The 17,196-nt window shown below is 45.5% G+C and carries 15 protein-coding genes, 1 pseudogene and 1 riboswitch; of the genes and pseudogenes, 10 read left to right on the top strand and 6 right to left on the bottom strand.

Annotated features, from left to right (window positions below; all coding sequences use genetic code 11):
* Positions 1–456 (bottom strand): MarR family winged helix-turn-helix transcriptional regulator, encoded by a 456-nt coding sequence (locus EXW93_RS15755; RefSeq protein WP_023469788.1) that lies wholly within the window; start codon positions 454–456, stop codon positions 1–3.
* A gap of 154 nt (positions 457–610) precedes the next feature.
* Positions 611–1,276 (bottom strand): YczE/YyaS/YitT family protein, encoded by a 666-nt coding sequence (locus EXW93_RS15750; protein WP_023469787.1) that lies wholly within the window; start codon positions 1,274–1,276, stop codon positions 611–613.
* 152 nt (positions 1,277–1,428) lie between these two features.
* Between EXW93_RS15750 and EXW93_RS15745 the strand changes: the two genes are divergently transcribed.
* From EXW93_RS15745 to EXW93_RS15720, 6 genes are all read left to right on the top strand, one after another.
* The gene (locus tag EXW93_RS15745; protein WP_023469786.1) at positions 1,429–2,214 is read left to right on the top strand and encodes a DUF817 domain-containing protein; all 786 of its coding nucleotides are present in this window, start codon (positions 1,429–1,431) and stop codon (positions 2,212–2,214) included.
* Between the two features lie 87 nt (positions 2,215–2,301).
* On the top strand, positions 2,302–3,567 hold the full coding sequence (locus EXW93_RS15740; protein ID WP_055969690.1) for a DUF2325 domain-containing protein: 1,266 nt from the start codon (positions 2,302–2,304) through the stop codon (positions 3,565–3,567).
* A gap of 63 nt (positions 3,568–3,630) precedes the next feature.
* Positions 3,631–4,269: a DUF975 family protein gene (locus EXW93_RS15735; protein ID WP_023469784.1), complete on the top strand. Its 639-nt coding sequence runs from the start codon at positions 3,631–3,633 to the stop codon at positions 4,267–4,269.
* Between the two features lie 112 nt (positions 4,270–4,381).
* Positions 4,382–4,484: riboswitch (SAM riboswitch) on the top strand.
* 74 nt (positions 4,485–4,558) lie between these two features.
* Positions 4,559–5,617: an LLM class flavin-dependent oxidoreductase gene (locus tag EXW93_RS15730; RefSeq protein WP_023469783.1), complete on the top strand. Its 1,059-nt coding sequence runs from the start codon at positions 4,559–4,561 to the stop codon at positions 5,615–5,617.
* Complete coding sequence (locus EXW93_RS15725; protein ID WP_023469782.1) at positions 5,614–6,561, top strand: ATP-grasp domain-containing protein; 948 nt, start codon at positions 5,614–5,616, stop codon at positions 6,559–6,561. The genes EXW93_RS15730 and EXW93_RS15725 overlap by 4 nt, the downstream gene beginning before the upstream one ends.
* Positions 6,562–6,638: 77 nt before the next feature.
* Complete coding sequence (locus EXW93_RS15720; RefSeq protein WP_023469781.1) at positions 6,639–7,106, top strand: SRPBCC family protein; 468 nt, start codon at positions 6,639–6,641, stop codon at positions 7,104–7,106.
* A gap of 40 nt (positions 7,107–7,146) precedes the next feature.
* On the opposite strand, the gene EXW93_RS15715 is transcribed toward EXW93_RS15720, so the two are convergent.
* The 3 genes and pseudogenes from EXW93_RS15715 to EXW93_RS15705 form a co-directional block, all read right to left on the bottom strand.
* The gene (locus EXW93_RS15715) at positions 7,147–9,027 is read right to left on the bottom strand and encodes a PhoX family protein (RefSeq protein ID WP_055969687.1); all 1,881 of its coding nucleotides are present in this window, start codon (positions 9,025–9,027) and stop codon (positions 7,147–7,149) included.
* 248 nt (positions 9,028–9,275) lie between these two features.
* On the bottom strand, positions 9,276–9,518 hold the full coding sequence (locus tag EXW93_RS15710) for an NUDIX domain-containing protein (RefSeq protein WP_174316712.1): 243 nt from the start codon (positions 9,516–9,518) through the stop codon (positions 9,276–9,278).
* A 64-nt stretch (positions 9,519–9,582) separates the two neighbouring features.
* Positions 9,583–11,204 (bottom strand): annotated as a pseudogene (locus EXW93_RS15705) (ABC-F family ATP-binding cassette domain-containing protein).
* A 299-nt stretch (positions 11,205–11,503) separates the two neighbouring features.
* On the opposite strand from EXW93_RS15705, the gene EXW93_RS15700 reads away from it, so the two are divergent.
* The 4 genes from EXW93_RS15700 to EXW93_RS15685 all read left to right on the top strand — a co-directional run bounded on the left by EXW93_RS15700 (position 11,504) and on the right by EXW93_RS15685 (position 15,917).
* A complete protein-coding gene (locus EXW93_RS15700; RefSeq protein WP_035395536.1) occupies positions 11,504–12,373 on the top strand; it encodes a prohibitin family protein in 870 nt (289 codons plus the stop codon).
* 1,089 nt (positions 12,374–13,462) lie between these two features.
* Entirely contained in the window at positions 13,463–14,164 is a 702-nt protein-coding gene (locus EXW93_RS15695) for a hypothetical protein (RefSeq protein ID WP_174316711.1), read from the top strand.
* Between the two features lie 16 nt (positions 14,165–14,180).
* Entirely contained in the window at positions 14,181–14,876 is a 696-nt protein-coding gene (locus tag EXW93_RS15690) for a WxL domain-containing protein (RefSeq protein ID WP_055969678.1), read from the top strand.
* Positions 14,877–14,897: 21 nt separating this feature from the next.
* The gene (locus EXW93_RS15685; protein ID WP_174316710.1) at positions 14,898–15,917 is read left to right on the top strand and encodes a WxLIP family cell surface protein; all 1,020 of its coding nucleotides are present in this window, start codon (positions 14,898–14,900) and stop codon (positions 15,915–15,917) included.
* Positions 15,918–15,955: 38 nt separating this feature from the next.
* On the opposite strand, the gene pepT is transcribed toward EXW93_RS15685, so the two are convergent.
* Positions 15,956–17,191: a peptidase T gene (pepT, locus tag EXW93_RS15680; protein WP_055969672.1), complete on the bottom strand. Its 1,236-nt coding sequence runs from the start codon at positions 17,189–17,191 to the stop codon at positions 15,956–15,958.
* Positions 17,192–17,196 lie beyond the last annotated feature (5 nt).

Here is a 17,196-nt window from a genome sequence, read left to right as displayed (position 1 = left end):
TTAAATCGACTCCTCTTTTAATTTAGGTAATGTGTCGGCGTTCGCTTCGATGCGTTGAATCATCTCAGCTAGCGTCCGTTGTTCTTCAGCGGAGAATCCTTCGAGTAAGTTCTCGAGGAACTCATCTTTTTGTTCGCGTAATCGTGCAATGCGCGTCGCCCCTTGTTCCGTTAAGGAAACAAGAATCACCCGATTGTCAGCGGCTGACCGCTCGCGAGCAATCATCCCGGTCGATTCCAGATGTTTGAGATGACGGGTCACTGCTGCATGATCGACATTGACGCGTTTTTGCAATTCTTTTTGACTGATCGTTTGATCGACTTGTAGTTGAGCAAGTAGGTCCATTCGAGTCTGACTGAAACCATCCGTACAGAGATCGAATTTTTGAGCAATCGTCTTATTGACGGAGACGAGTGCATAGATCAAACGTCCTTTTTCGGTGCAGGAAATACTCAATCCATCACATCCTTCCCTTCGTTCGAAGAAACCTTTGACGTATCAAAGATTGATATGTAAACGAATATAACTTGTTTATTTTGATGGCGCAACTTATCTGCTTCTGACATAAAAAAAGATATCATTCACGCAGAATGATATCGAGTCAGGCGACTTAGCTAATTTGGCGTTCAGACGCTGGAATTCCTTTTGCATCAATCGCTGCAATGATCCGGCGGAAATAAAACAACCAAAATTGCAGAAACGGTCCAATCAGGAAAATCGAGAGGATCGTACCGAAGAAAACAGGTCCCCCAAGCAACCAACCGATGCCGCATGCCGTGACTTCCATGATCGTCCGCATCAGACGAATCGACGTTCCGAAGCGCTCTGCAAGTGTCAGCGTTAACCCATCACGTGGACCAGCCCCGTATCCGACAGCGACATACAGACCAGCGCCCATCCCAATGATGAAGATACCGAAAATCAGCCAGAGCGTATTCAACCAGATCGATTCAAAAGAGGGTAAGAGATGAGAACCAAGCACAAGATTCATGAAGACACCAACGAAAATCGCGTTGACGAGCGTTCCGATTTGCGGTGTGACGCGGTCTAATGCGTACTTAACGAAAACGAGTAATAGACCGACAAGCAAGATGATCGTTCCGACGGATAGCGGCGTCTTTTTTTGGAGACCGAGATGCAATACATCCCACGTCGAGACACCGAGTTCAGCTGTGATCATCATCGATGAGCCAAGGGCGAGTAAAAATAAACCAAGTAGGAAGAGCCCCCACTTTAACGTAGCGCGTAACAACCAGGAAGCACGATGACGCGTCATGTCTGGCACCTCATTTCTTAAAAATAATTGATTTGTTAACTGTATCATGAGGAAAGTGGAAGAAGAAAGACGAAATTTTCCGTTTTTTACATCCTAAGTAGGAGGGGAAGGATAAAAGAGAAACGTATACTGAAGAAAAAGGAGGGAGAAAAATGAAAGCGATCCGGCACCTGATTCGTTTTACATACATAGAAGCCATCTGTTGCGTCTTTCCCGTGATGATTTTTGCGGCGCTTGCTCTTTCACGTTATCTTCCTACTGAACCGGTTGCTCGATATGATCTTTTGTTGCTTTGGTGTATTCTCGTCCAAATCGTCTTACTCGTCACGCGTTATGAAACGATGGAAGAATTCAAACTGATCTTATTGTTTCACGTCATTGGTCTAGCCCTTGAACTGTTTAAAGTGAACGTCGGATCTTGGAGTTATCCGGAAGACGCTTTGACGAAAGTGGCTGGTGTTCCCTTGTATGCAGGATTCATGTACGCAAGCGTTGCGAGTTATGTCTGCCAGGCGTTTCGGCGATTTCATTTACGATTTATAGCATTTCCACCACCTTGGCTTGCGATCAGCGTCGGGAGTCTCGTCTATCTCAACTTCTTCACCCACCACTGGATCTTCGATGCACGCTGGCTATTGATGGTCCTCGTCGTTCTCGTCTTCTATAAGTCATGGGTTCATTTTACGATCGAGCAAACGATCTACCGGATGCCGCTCGTCCTGTCCTTTTTATTGATCGCCTTTTTCATTTGGATCGCGGAGAACATCGTAACGTTCTTTAAAGGATGGGTCTATCCGCATCAAGAAGGCGGATGGGCAGTCGTTGATCTTGGAAAATTGTCTTCTTGGTTCCTGCTTGTGATCATTACGGTTTTGATCGTCATCGTCGCAAAATATAAGCGTCAGGATCCGGCTGTGGAAATTCAACAACGTACCTAAACAAAAAAACAACCAGGCTGTTTTTTTGAACTACTTCCGCGTTTTTTCGTTGCTATAGTGAAAAAAACGCAAAGGAAGTGGTCATGGATGATGCAACAGGTGATGGAACGAGCAACTGAATTGGTACAGATGAAATTAGCGGCCGTGGAGCGGTATGAAGATTGGCAACTCTGGCTCGACGAAGTAAACGGAATCGATGAATGGGTCAAGATGTCAGCGTATTATGCACCGCGCGACGTTCAAGAAACATTGGTCATCGATGAAGCAATAGAGCTAGAGCAGACCATCGTCATTCCACCGCAAGTACCGGTCGAGCCAGTACGCAAGCAACGTTATGCCTATACGTTTCAGCGGGGGTTAAAAGGCGGTACTTTACTAGAATGGTCGGGCAGTCATATTTCTGAACGAGACGTCCGCGATTGGAATCTCGAGCACGGCATGGAAGTTCGGGTCCGTGTCGATCGTCAGGATGATCAAAAAAAGATATGCCGTATCGAAGCCGTCGTCTCGACGGAGCGAATGAGAGAGAATCCGGAACGTGTCGTGTTTGAACAAGCAATCGTCAAAGCACATGGAATCATTGAGGAAACGGTGAATGGTCCACTGCAAGATGAGTCGGGCAGATCGTTCTATTATGTTGTACCGGTAGAAGACATGCGCTATTTCCGACTAGAAGCAGGGCAACTTGTCGATCTCGTCATGTGGCGGGGGCGGAAGGATACATTAACGATTGCTTGGAAGCATCCGTTCACGTATGAAGAGCCGATCGTCAACGCATCATCCAACCGTCCGTCAGCGATAGAACAACAGGTAGTGAAGACGCCTGTGACAACAAAAAAGTCAAATCGGTATGCACGAAAAATGAAACGGCAACCAGTGCCGAAAGCTAAAAAAGCGCAGCGTCGCGTCCGTATGCCAAAAGAGCAAACGATTGAACCGATCGTAACAACAGCCGTACCGGGACAATTGATGGATTTCGTTGATAAGACACCGTTAGATTTCACGCGCTTCACAGGCATGCGTCTTGTTATCGTTGGAAACGAACAACAGACCGCTGTCTATCGTGAGTTCTTTGTGCCGACGGGGATCGAATTAATTCATCTAGCAGGGGACGCACAGTCCGCGAAAAAGATTGCTTGTCTCGCCAAAAAGACGGACGCGATCGTCGTCGTGACGAGCCGTGTCTCTCATGCAGCGAGTGCACATGTCATCGCTCAGGCGAAAAAGCATGGTATTCCATTCGCGATGGAACGCCTCGACGGTCGACGTTCGTTATATACAGCGTGTGAGCGGCAACTTGAGCGCGCTTGGTTGAAACAGAAACAAGAGGGGAAATTATTGAAAAATCAGTGAAACATTAGAAGTTATTAGCCGTAGAGTAAGGTGAGAACTTATTTTTCAAGGAGGACCTTACTCATGTCATCTCAATTAAAAAAAGCAGCGAAGGAGTCGCTCAGCGGTCGTTGGGGATTCGCAGTCCTAACAGTTATTCTGTTTAGTATCATTCAAGGTGTGCCTGGATTATTTGGATCAGATATAGATGAACCAGCTAATACGATGGATCTCGTCGTATCGTTGGTATCGATTTTATTGATCCCGGTCGGAGTCGGTTGGACTTGGATTGCGATGTCGATTGCTCGCGGAGAAGAAACGAAAGTGACGGATTTATTTGAACCATATGGTATGTTTTTCAAAGTGATTGGTCTAGCCATCGTACAACTCTTTTTTATCTTCTTATGGTTACTGCTATTAGTCGTACCGGGAATCATTAAATCATTTTCTTACATGCTAACGTTCTATATTTTGCGAGATGAACCATCGATTGGTATCTTAGAGGCCATTACACGCTCCCGAAAAATGATGGACGGGCATAAAATGGAAGCATTCCTTCTTCTACTGTCGTTTATTGGTTGGGCTCTTTTAGGAATCGTTACCCTCGGCCTAGCATTCTTGTGGATTACACCATATTTCAGTGTTACCTTTGCAAAATTCTATGATCGTGTTCGTGGTGAACAAACGCCAGAGCCAACATCAGATTTCGTCGCACCATATTAATACCGGATCCCGACACGATGTCGGGATTTTTTATGCTCGAAATAATTCCGATTGGAAAAGACGGTTTAATGGTTGCTTTAGTTCAGTGAATTTTGTACGATGAATGCAACACATCTTATCTAGAGAAGTCGAGGGACTGGCCCGAAGACACTTCAGCAACCCCGCCGTGGCGGAAGGTGCTACTTCCAGGAAGGGATACCTTCCGAAGATAAGAGCGGACAGGACAAGATACCGTCGCTCTTTTCGAACTTCGAAAAGAGCGTTTTTTTATGATAAGGGGGACGATGGAGTGGAGTATGGTTTTTGGTTACCGATTTTTGGGGGATGGTTACGTAACGTCGAGGATGAACAGATGCCACCGACCTTCGATTATGCGAAACAAGTCGCACAAACAGCAGAACGGATCGGCTTCTCGACGACGTTGATTGCGGAATTGAACTTGAATGATATCAAAGGCATCAAGGAACCGAGTCTTGAGGCATGGACGACGGCAGCAGCGATTGCTGCAACGACGGAACGCCTTGAGATCATGACAGCGGTTCGTCCCGGGTTCCATAATCCAGCGACGACAGCGAAGATGGCGGCAAACATCGATCAGTTGAGTGGTGGACGCTTTACGCTCAACGTCGTTTCAGCGTGGTGGGCAGAGGAAGCGAAACAATACAATGGTATCTTCACAGCACACGATGAACGCTATGCTCGGACGGAAGAGTTCGTCACGGTCATGAAGGGACTATGGGCAGATGCGTCACCGTATAGCTTCTCCGGTCATCACTACACGATCGAGCAAGCAGAACTCCATCCGAAGCCAGTCCAGCGTCCAGGGATCAAGCTCTACGCCGGTGGAGAGAGTGAAGCTGGAAAACGGACGATCGTCGAACACTGTGACGCTTATGTCATGCATGGGGGTACTGTTGAAGAAGTAGCCCATAAAATCAATGACATGAAAGTACGCCGGGAAACGACGGGACAAACGCCGCTTGAGAGCTTCGGTCTTGCTGCCTACATCATTTGTCGGGATACGGAAGAAGAAGCACTTCTTGAATGGCAACGCATCACGGACGTTAAGGAAGACAGCGCTGGTTATGCCGGTTATCAGGATTTCATCAGTAAATCGCAACTGGAGCAACAGGTCGAACGAAACGATTATTCCGTCTCGAACCGTGGTCTACGTCCGAATTTAATCGGAACACCAGAACAAATTGCTGAACGCATTCTGGCATTCGAAGCTGTTGGTGTCACGTTACTCTTATTACAATTCTCACCACAACTCGAAGAAATGGAACGCTTTGCCCGTGACGTAATGCCACTGGTCGAAGCGAAACGAAAGGTAGGTCAACAATCATGACAAAAATTCATATTCTCCACGAAAACCAAGAATGGACGGACCATCTCATCAAACGTCTCGAAGAACTCGAGTTACCGTATGAAGAGTGGCACTTGAATGAAGGGATTGTTCCGCTGGATGAACTGCCGCCAGAAGGCGTCTTTTACAGCCGCATGAGTGCCTCTTCGCATACGCGGGGGCACCGTTACGCGCCGGAGTTGACGGAAGGAGTGCTCGCTTGGTTAGAAGAGCATGACCGGACTGTCTTTAATGGAACGCGTGCGCTTCGTTTAGAAGTCAGCAAAGTCAATCAATACACGGCGTTGCGTAAGGCTGGGATTCGTGTACCGAAGACGACGGCTGCCGTCGGACGCGATCAAATCGTACAAGCAGCAAAAGAAATTGGCGTTTCGTCATTCATCACGAAACATAACCGGGCTGGGAAAGGTCTCGGCGTCCAGTTATTCCACTCGATTGAAGCACTTGAAGCTTATCTCGACGGTCCGACATTCGACGAACCAGTCGATGGCATCACGTTGATTCAAGAGTATATTCAAGCACCTGAACCGTACATCACGCGCTGTGAGTTCGTGGGTGGAAAATTCGTCTATGCGGTTCGAGTCGATACGTCAGAAGGTTTTGAGCTTTGCCCAGCGGATGCATGTGTGATCGACGACTTGTTCTGCCCAGTCGGTGAAGAAGCGCCACAAACGCCGATGAAGTTCCAAATCGTTGAAGGCTTCGATGACCCAATCATTGAAAAATATGAAGCATTCCTCCAAGCGAACCAAATCGCGGTCGCCGGTATCGAGTTCATTAAGGATACGTCAGGTACGATCTATACGTATGACGTCAATACGAATACGAACTATAATTCGGATGCTGAGGCAGCTGCAGGACGCTACGGTATGCTCGAACTAGCGAAGTTCCTCGGTGCAGCCCTTGAAACAAGCACAGTAAAATAAGAATCTGCTCTCGCCCTGTCGCCGGACGTTACAAGACCGGATGACAGGGTATTTCTATAGAAAAAGGGGGCAGGTGTATGATTACGTGGAGAGAAGAACGACAGCTCGATATTCCGATTGAAGAAGCATGGCACTTGTTTGATCACACGCGACTGCAGCGTTTGATTCCAAATGTCGTCCAGCACGAGGTGATTGAACGAAAACCGGGTGTCGTCGGTTCGACCTATCGCCAAACGTATATGCAGGGCAATCGACTCGAAACCTATATCGTGACCGATTTAGCCTATACGAACGAGCCGGACTTCAAGCAAAATACGATTGGATTCACATTGGCTAAAATATTCAAGATCGAGATGACCTTTACGCTCAAACCGATCGACCATGATCGCTGTCTGTTGATCTATACGGGAAAAAATGAGGGGGCGAACTTTGTTGGAAAAAGTCTCTTGTCACTCGGTGGCGAGCGGGAGAACGAGAAAATCGTTCATGGACTGCTGCAACGTGTGGAAGAAGAGGCAGCAAAACAAAAGAAGAACAACGCATAAAAAAACGGATTCCCGCGCTTGGGAATCCGTTTTTAGTATCTTATCGATGCGTATACGATTTATGACCGCTCGGTAAACCAGAGAGGTAACCGACACCACCTGTTTTTTGAATCCCGATGCCGTCTTTCATCGCTTGTTCGAGCGCTTTTGGATCGACGGCCGTGATTTGTTTCCCTGTCAATGCTTCACCTGGGTGCTGGTAGTTGCTCAAGAGATAGCTATACCCACCAACATGATCGAGTGAACGGAGACCAGTTGCTTCCGCTCCGACTGGAACGGACAGAATCCGTGAAAGCTTCTTCGTCTTCAGATTATAGGCCCAAACGAAGTTATTCGTATGCAAGGAGCTATCTTCACCGATAAAGAGCGTATTAGATGTCGCGGAATAAGCGAGGTTATCTGGATTCGCGACGAGATCCGGATTCGCTGTGTTGCCGTAAGCATCCGGCTTCTTCAAATCTTCACCAATGACGAGTGCCTGCATATTCGTTGGTACGTAACGGCTGTCGATGCCTGTTGCACGGCCAAGATCGATTTCGAATGTTGCACCCGATTCGCGTTTTTCAAGCTGGATGTCGTCTTGGACAGCACCTTCTTGTTTTTCGGTACTGCCTGACACATAAGACAAGGCGATGTAGGCTTTTTTGTCTTGCTCGTTGACCGTGATGCCTTCCATCTTGTTGAATTCTGATGTTGCGCCAAGCAACGCACCATAACGGCGTGATTCAAGGAAGGCAGCTTCTTTTTCCTTACCAGGCTTGAGCTTCAAGTATTCGACTTTTTTGCTAGCAGCTGTTTTGACCGCTTTAAAGCCCGGAGTTGGCGCATCGGCTGTCTCAAAGATGTCGCTGAACTTCGTCCCTTTATCAATCAAGCGTTTGACTTCTTTATCGGAAGCATGACCAAGCTTGATCCATTCGAGATCACCCGCTCCGCCTTCTGTTGCGCGTGTTTGTTTGAACTTCGCCGCGTAAAGTGTTCCTTTTGAGAAATCACGTTTTTTGTCCGCGACGTACATGAACATCATCGTATTGTTTCCGTCGTCACCGAAGATCGCTGTCTTTTGATCCGGCAGAATCTGCATCATCTCGTGCGAGAAACGACCTGTACTGTAGTGTTTGACTGCTGTCGCTTTCCCTTTTCGGTCGACCGAGATTTCCGGTGTGAAGCCGTAGAAGTAAGGATTTGCTTTTTCGGTCGTTCCGAAATAGTGCTCAGCGAAGGCATTTACTTCTTTATAAGCAGCTGACGTTTTGTCTGACTCAAACGCACGAGCATCTGGTTCATATTCCTCTGACCCAAGGTGCGTTCCCCATGGCGTCGTCGAACCGTTACATGGTGTCCAGAGTCCATTGACGTTCTCAAAATCAATCTTGCTGGCTTTTTTGACAGCAAGTTTCCCTGTCTTTTTATCTTGTACGACTTCTGTTAATGTCATCGATGCTGGAAGTCCCTTGACTTCATTACCAGCGTTGTCGATCGAGTCATACTCGAAGTGAGAAACCATGTATTTTTTTCCGTGGACTTCAAGCAGACTGTTCGAGTCGGGTGCATCTGAGACGAAAGCTTCCGGTTTGTCCGGTACACTGCGGTCGATGATCGGATTACCTATAGCATCGATTGGTGTACCTGCTGCAATCATCTCTCCTTTGTTTTCGACGATTTTATCTTGCGACAGGAACAGTTGATTATAGTTCAACGGTTTCACTTCTGTTTTACCGTTCGTATACGTGACTTTAACTTTTGCTTCTGTATAGGTTTTTACCATCTGATCGATTTTCGTCGGTGCATCCATCGACAAGAATTCGACCTTCTTGATGTTGCGTGTACTATGAGAAGAACTATGGGCATCCGCGAACATCGGGACCATACTTGATGACAAGACCGCTGCTGATAGACCAACCATGAGTGTTCGTTTCATTTTCGTTTCCCCCAAATGAGTTTGTGTTGTTGCTACATTTCCATTTAATCAGTCGATTATGTAGAGGGTGTAAAGAAGCCTGGTCAGTTTTATCTCAGTTAGTTAATCTTTCCTTTACAATAAGGTCAGTAAACGAGCAATCTGTGGATCATCGTGAAGTTCCTTTAATGGTCGGAAACGGACGGTTCGTAATTCTTGTTGGTCGAATGGGAGTTCGGGATCAATCCCGAGTCGAGGTACAGAACTGCCTAAGGCACTTCGGACGAGAAAGCATGTCTCTGTTGATCAATTGAAATCTCGTAGAGTTGCCGTTCGATTGTGACGTGAAGGTGTGTCTCCTCTAATACTTCCCGCATGACGGCTTGTTCTTTTGTTTCGCCACTCTCGACACCTCCGCCCGGTAACGTCCAAAATGTCCGGGAAGGCGTGTGTAATTCGACCATTAGAATCTGTTGTTCTTCGATCAACGCAGCGCATACGCGGTGCCTCATGTCGTATTCCTCCTTCAACGTGTTCAAAAAAGAGACCGAAACGACAGTTCCGGTCTCCTCAAAATCATTGCGCGTATAACGCTGTTAGTTGCTGTTGGATCGTATCATTGTTCAAGTACTCATCGTATGTCGTTTCTTTATCGACGATACCGTTCGGCGTCAACTCGATGATCCGGTTCGCGATTGTTTCGACGAACTGATGGTCATGCGAGCTGAAGAGCATCGCGCCTTTGTAAGCAATCAAGCCATCGTTGAGTGCTGTGATCGATTCGAGATCCAAGTGGTTCGTTGGATCGTCGAGGACGAGGACGTTAGCACCACTGAGCATTGCTTTTGAAAGCATACAACGGACTTTTTCGCCCCCAGATAAGACAGAAGCTTTTTTCATGACTTCTTCTCCTGAGAAGAGCATCCGACCGAGGAATCCACGGAGGAACGTATCGCTCTCATCTGCCGGTGAGTACTGACGGAGCCAATCGAGGATCGTCTTGTCCGAGCCTTCGAAGAATTCCGAGTTATCTTTTGGCAAGTACGACTGCGAAGTTGTTACGCCCCATTTGAACGTACCGCTATCCGGTTCCATCTCACCCATAAGGATCTTGAAGAGAGTCGTGATTGCGATATCGCTCTGACTGATGAACGCGACTTTATCCGTCTTGTTCAACGAGAAGCGGACGTTATCAAGGACTTTGACACCATCGATCGTCTTCGAGATGCCGTCGACCATCAAGAGGTCATTTCCGATTTCACGTTCCGGTGTGAAACCAACGAACGGATAACGGCGTGACGATGGACGAATGTCGTCGAGTGTGATTTTATCAAGCAATTTCTTCCGCGACGTCGCTTGTTTCGCTTTTGAAGCGTTTGAGCTGAAACGCGCGATGAAGGCTTGAAGTTCTTTGATTTTCTCTTCTTTTTCTTGTTTTGGTCACTTGCCATACGCGAAGCAAGCTGACTTGACTCGTACCAGAAATCGTAGTTTCCGATATACAGTTGAATCTTACCGTAATCGAGATCCGCCATGTGCGTACAGACGTTGTTCAAGAAGTGACGGTCGTGGGAAATGACAATGACCGTGTTCTCGAATCCGATCAAGAATTCTTCGAGCCATTTGACGGCTTTCAAATCAAGTCCGTTCGTCGGCTCATCGAGTAAGAGAATGTCTGGTTTACCGAACAACGCTTGCGCAAGCAAAACTTTGACCTTTTCCGATCCTGTCAGCTCAGCCATCGTCTTCGAGTGAAGGTCTTCCTTGATGCCGAGTCCTTGAAGAAGCATTGCGGCTTCCGACTCCGCTTCCCAACCGTTCATCTCAGCGAATTCACCTTCGAGTTCAGCAGCACGCATGCCGTCTTCGTCCGAGAAATCTTCTTTCATATAGATGGCATCTTTTTCTTTCATGACTTCATAGAGACGTTTGTGTCCCATCATGACCGTTTCGATGACTTGGAATTCTTCGTATTCGTAATGGTTCTGACGGAGAACGCCTAAACGTTCGCCTGGTGTGATGATGACATCGCCTTGTTGTGCTTCGATGTCACCAGCGAGAATTTTCAAGAATGTCGATTTACCAGCGCCATTTGCACCGATCAGACCGTAACAGTTACCTGGTGTGAACTTAATGTTGACGTCTTCGAATAATTTTCGATCTGCAAAGCGAAGACCGACGTTTTGTACTGTAATCATATAGAGATGAACCCTCGTTTCTAGTAAGTGATGTGCTCATTCGAGTGTACCACAAATCGTGATCTGTCGTAGAGCAGGCAAAGTTCCCTCCATATTAGGACAGAAATTAAAAATAAGCAACCGGACATTTAAAAAAATGAAACATTTTCCAGATGGATACGTAGAACAAAGTAAGGAATTCGTTAGAGGAGGGGTTAGATGGCCATCTTTTTCACATTATTGTTTTTCGCCCTCATCGTTTTGCTTGGCATGGAACTCTACCGCTATATCCAAGAAAAGATCGATAAAGGAGATTCAGAATGAGAGAAATCAAACCGAAGAAAAAAATTCGCCCATCGATGATCATCGCAGGTGTTCTCGTACTAGCGTTGCTTGCAACAACACCGTTCATCGTTGAACAAATCGAACCTGGACAAGTTGGGGTCGTCTATACACCGTCAAGCGGTGTCAAAGATGAGACGTTATCGCAAGGTTGGCATGTTGTTTCACCGATCACACGGGTGACAGAGTATCCGATTCGGACACAGACAAAAGCGCTTGAGAACATGACGCTTGCGACTAAGGACGGAAAGAACATCGTCGTTGACTTTACATACAGCTTCTCCGTCTCACCGGATAAGGTGACGAAAGTCTTCAATAAGTTCGGACCGATTGAAATCGATGAGATTGCAAAAGGATATCTGAAACAACGTCTCTATGATGCATCGCGTGAGCAAATCTCAAAAGTCACCGTCCTTGAACTATTCGGTGAAAAATCAGGGAATGTCTCAACGAGCATTCAAACGCAGTTTGCAGAAGACGTCAAGGACATCGGTTTCATTATCGAAGATGTCGCACTCGGTGCACCGAAACCAGATGAAAAGACACAGGAAGCGATCGATGCGCGTGTCAAAGCGTCGCAGGAACTCGATAAAAAGAAGACGGATCTTGAAATCGCTAAAGCAGAAGCAGAGCGTCTTCGCGTAGAAGCGAAAGGAGCAGCTGATGCCCGTTTGATCGAAGCTCAAGGGTTGGCAAAAGCTCAAAAAGAACTACAGAAGACATTGACGGAAGAAATGATTCAATACGAAGCTGTCAAGAAATGGGACGGGAAGTCACCACTCGTCAGTGGATCGGGGAGTATGGTTCAATTACCGATTCCAGATGCTACAACAGAAGAAAAGAAATAAAATAGACCTAATTTATAGGTCTATTTTTTATGCTGTAATAATAAATCAGTAGATTAAAGATAGATGTATTATTTAATTTTAGTATAGAGATAAAAAAACTTTTATTTTATATTTTTTAAATGTAAAATTTATGGTTTAATTCCCTTATTTAGAAGGGAAACGAACGTAAAAGAGCATTATTCAATTGAAAATAAGTATCAAAAAATAGGGGGGATAATTTTTGTATAAAAATCGATCACCAAATACATTTATTATCTTCATGATTCTATTTGCGACAAGTTTTTCGATTCCGCACAGTCATGCGACGACCGACGAGCTAGAAATACCAGGCCCTTTGACGTCATCGTTTTGTGAAGAGACGTTGAATGATCCAACGAAAGAGGACTTGCTAAAAAAAGAAGAACGGATACAATGCGAAGAACTCTTAGAACTAGAGCAGACAACCCCACCTGAGAGCGAAAATCCACTAACATCCGAGACAACCCCACCTGAGAGCGAAAATCCACTAACATCCGAGACAACCCACCTGAGAGCGAAAATCCACTAACATCCGAGACAACGCCACCTGAGAGCGAAAATCCACTAACATCCGAGACAACCCCACCTGAGAGCGAAAATCCACTAACATCCGAGACAACCCCACCTGAGAGCGAAAATCCACTAACATCCGAGACAACCCCACCTGAGAGTGAAGACCCACCAACATCCGAGACAACTCCCCCTGAGAGTGAAGACCCACCAACATCCGAGACAACCCCACCTGAGAGTGAAGATCCACCGACATCTGAGACTTCGTCAACTGAAGAAGATGAAACAACAGTAATTGAGCAACCTCAGTCAGATGATAACGAAGAAAGTACACCTAATTCTGAAACATCGAAGTCAGACAAAGGAAAAAATACAGCAGTTCCTAACTTACTTTCCATAAGCTTATTAGGTACTTCAAGCTTAAGTGCAAGCTATCAAGAGGTTCAAATTGAAAATGACGGTACTAGAAAAACGATTGAATTAACGAATCGATTTTCCGCATTTCTAGGATTGGGGCTTTCTAATAAACAATATATTGTTTTTATCATTCCACCAAGTATCATGGATAAAATTAAAGCAGAGAGTGTTTATTTAGAATATTCCAAGTCGGGAAATATTGTTAAAAAGGAAAGTGTTACCATTGATAAAACAAATAATTTAATTTATTGGAATACGTCTTCGATTATTTCAGTAGGGTTGCTAGGGTTATTAAACAATATCGAATATAAACTTGTTTTCGAAATAAATAATTTACCTATCAATTCTACAAATCAATACACTTTCAAAAGTGCTGTCATCGATGAAGCGATTGATTTAAATATTTTAAGTAATAGTACAGCATCAGCAGATTTAATGATTGGCTCAACACTTCGTTTGACGACTCCGACCACTCTTGATTTTGGTAGTCATGAGTTGACGGGGCGAGAGAAGATTATTCCTCGTGTATCCCCAATGACGATTGCGATTTCTCACGAAAATGCCACAGGATATAACTGGAAGTTACAAGCGAGTCTCAGTCGCCCTTTGACGAGTACGACAGGTGATGTCTTAACCGATGTTCTTTATTTTAAGACCGCTTCGAAAACCCAATTACTGCAAACAACCGCAATTGAAGTGGCTACGGGAACGATGTCGGCGAGTTCAAATCAGACACCGTTGACGTACGCTGAAAATGAAGGCATCGTTCTCGATTTAACAGGAAAATTTCCGAAACCTTTATCGTATAGCGCAGACATTCAATGGAGTTTAGTCGATGCACCGTGAAAAGGGGAGAACAAAGATGAAAAAACGCTTTGCTTTTTCAACGATCTTGATAAGTACTGCTTTAATGTTAGGAACGACCTCTGCGTGGGCTGCGAATACCTCAACGGGAACATCCAAGGCTGAAATCACATTTACGACGAATGCAGCACCGATCATCGTCGATCCAGACTCACCTAATCCGAATACTCCCTATAGACCTCAGGATAACGGAGGAAATACGCCAACCGGAAACACAGGACCACTCACACTCGATTATGCACCTAACTTCAATTTTGGCTCGAACGAAGTACTTGTTAATAAAGCACTCTTCAAAGCAAAAGATCAAAAGCCTTTTTTACAAGTAACGGATCGACGTATTCTCCCTACGAAATGGGATGTTAAAGTAAAACTCAGTACCTTTAAAGATAGCGGTGGGAAAGATTCCTTGGCTGGATCCACGTTGACGATCGATGCGGGTGATGTACAAACCTTGATTGGATTACCAATTAATGCAGCACCTACGACAGGAAATGTTACCTTAACACCTGGAAATCCGGGAGATGCAAAAGTTATTTTAGCATCAGCTGCTGGAACGTTTTCAACGTGGCAAATTTATTGGAAGGGAAACGGGACAGATAACGATCGCATTACGCTGAACGTTCCTGTCGGTGTTCAAGTCGAAGGAAAACATACCGCTACGCTCGATTGGACGCTCTCTGACGTCGTGAATTGATGAGAAAATGGGGGGAGAGAGATGAAACGATGGGGAGTCGGTTGTCTAATCGTTTTGCTTTATGGATTACTTGTCTGGATGACACCTTCAGACAGTTTTGCAGAAGATCGTGTTAATTTTTCAGTCGAAGCGGTTCCGAATGCGTATCAGGTCGATTCCGGTGTAACCTATTTCGATTTAAGGATGCCAGCGCAACAAAAGACGAATCTTCAAGTTCGAATCTATAATCACGGACCCGCTGATCATACGTTTTTAACTTCAATCCGAAATGCCACAACGAATAATAACGGTTTGATCGTCTATGATCAGAAAAAATCCGTTCCATTAGCGTCGACTTCGTTGACGGATCTCATTAAACCGAATACGCAATCAACATTCATTAAAGGCGGAGAGTCGAAAATCGTTTCTTTACCACTTGAAGTGTCAAATGAGTTGGATGGGACATTGCTTGCCGGTATTCGGATTGAGAGCAAGCCGGAAGGTGAAACGACTAACGACAATACCATCGGCATTCAAAATCGGCATGCTTATGTCATTGGATTAAAAGTCCGTTCTTCAATCAAAGAGACTGCACCCATCATCACATATGAGGGGGTACAGGCAAAATCCTCTTTTTCAAGACCTACTGTTTTCGTTAAATTAGCAAATCAAGCACCGACCATTAGTAAAACGATGAAATTCGAAGCAATCGTCACGAAAGGAAAAAAAGTCGTGGTTCGAAAACAAATGGACGTTCGATTCGCACCATCGATTTATATGAAAACACCGATTGAAACGACAGGAATCTTAGAACCCGGCACGTATCACATTAAGATCCGCGTTGACGGAGAAGGCAAGACGTGGAAGTGGAAAGACAGCTTTAAGATTACGAAGCGTCAAGCAAATCAGATGAAAGAGCAGATACCCAATCGGGATATCGAAAAAAATTCGAACTCCTTTGTCGGAGAATGGTCGAAGGAACTTATGATGGCATCGACCTTAATCATCTTTTTATTAATCGATTATATCTATCGTTTGAAAAAGCAGCAACGCCAAGCATAAAAAAAGCAGATTCTCAGCGCTGAGAATCTGCTTTTTGATTAGCGAGCAGCTTGTTCAAACCCTTGAACAATGGCGATGATGACTTGCGTCGCTTTTACCATGTTATCAACGGAGATGAATTCGAACTTGCCGTGATAGTTCTCGCCACCGGTAAAGATGTTCGGTGTCGGAAGACCCATGTATGAAAGCTGTGATCCATCCGTCCCACCACGGATCGGCTTAATGATTGGTCGGATATCAAGGGATTCCATCGCGGCATGAGCGATATCAACGATGTGCATGTGAGGTTCGATTTTTTCACGCATGTTGTAGTACTGGTCATGCAAGTCGATTTCAACGCTGCCTGCTCCATACTTTTTGTTCCACTCCTCAACGAGAGCAGATAAGAAGTGTTTCCGTCCTTCAAATGCTTCACGATCGAAATCACGAATGATGTAGTCGAGCGTCGTTTTTTCAACAGAACCGTCAAACGAAATCAGATGGAAGAATCCTTCAAAACCATCTGTGAATTCAGGAGACTCTTCTCCAGGAAGACGATCGTGAAATGCCATCGCATGTTTCTGCGAATTGACCATCTTGTCTTTTGCTGTTCCCGGGTGAACGTTCGTTCCGTGGAAAACGATTTTAGCAGCCGCTGCATTGAAACTCTCGTATTCGAGTTCACCCAGCGGACCGCCGTCGACTGTATAAGCATACGTTGCATCGAATGCTTCGACATTGAAATGATGTGGTCCACGACCAATTTCTTCATCTGGCGTAAAGGCAACACGAATGCGACCATGTTTGATTTCCGGATGCGAAATCAAATGGTGCATGGCTGTCATGATTTCTGCGATTCCGGCTTTATTGTCGGCACCGAGTAATGTCGCACCATCCGTCGTCATCAATGTGTGACCGACATAGTTGTGAAGTGCAGGAAAATCAGTAGGCGATAGGATGACAGACGGTGCTTCACGCAACGTGATCGGATTTCCGTCATATGCTTCCACGAGTTGCGGACGGACATTCGTGCCCGTGAAATCCGTCGCTGTATCCAGGTGAGCAAGGAAACCAATTGTCGGAATGTCTGCATCTGTATTAGCAGGTAACGTCGCCATGACATACCCATTGTCATCGACTGTGACTTCCTCCATACCGATTGCATTTAATTCTTCTACAAGCAAACGAGCCAGTGTCCATTGTCCTTCAGTTGTTGGAACAGTCGTACTCTCGTAGTTCGATTGTGTATCGATTTTCACGTATGTAGTTAGACGATCAATCAATTCTTGTTTCAAATCAA

Source organism: Exiguobacterium sp. JMULE1, assembly GCF_013337175.1.
GTDB classification, from domain to species: domain Bacteria; phylum Bacillota; class Bacilli; order Exiguobacteriales; family Exiguobacteriaceae; genus Exiguobacterium_A; species Exiguobacterium_A indicum.
Note: the sequence above shows the minus strand (reverse complement) of the source record. Positions and strands in the feature narration are given on the sequence as shown.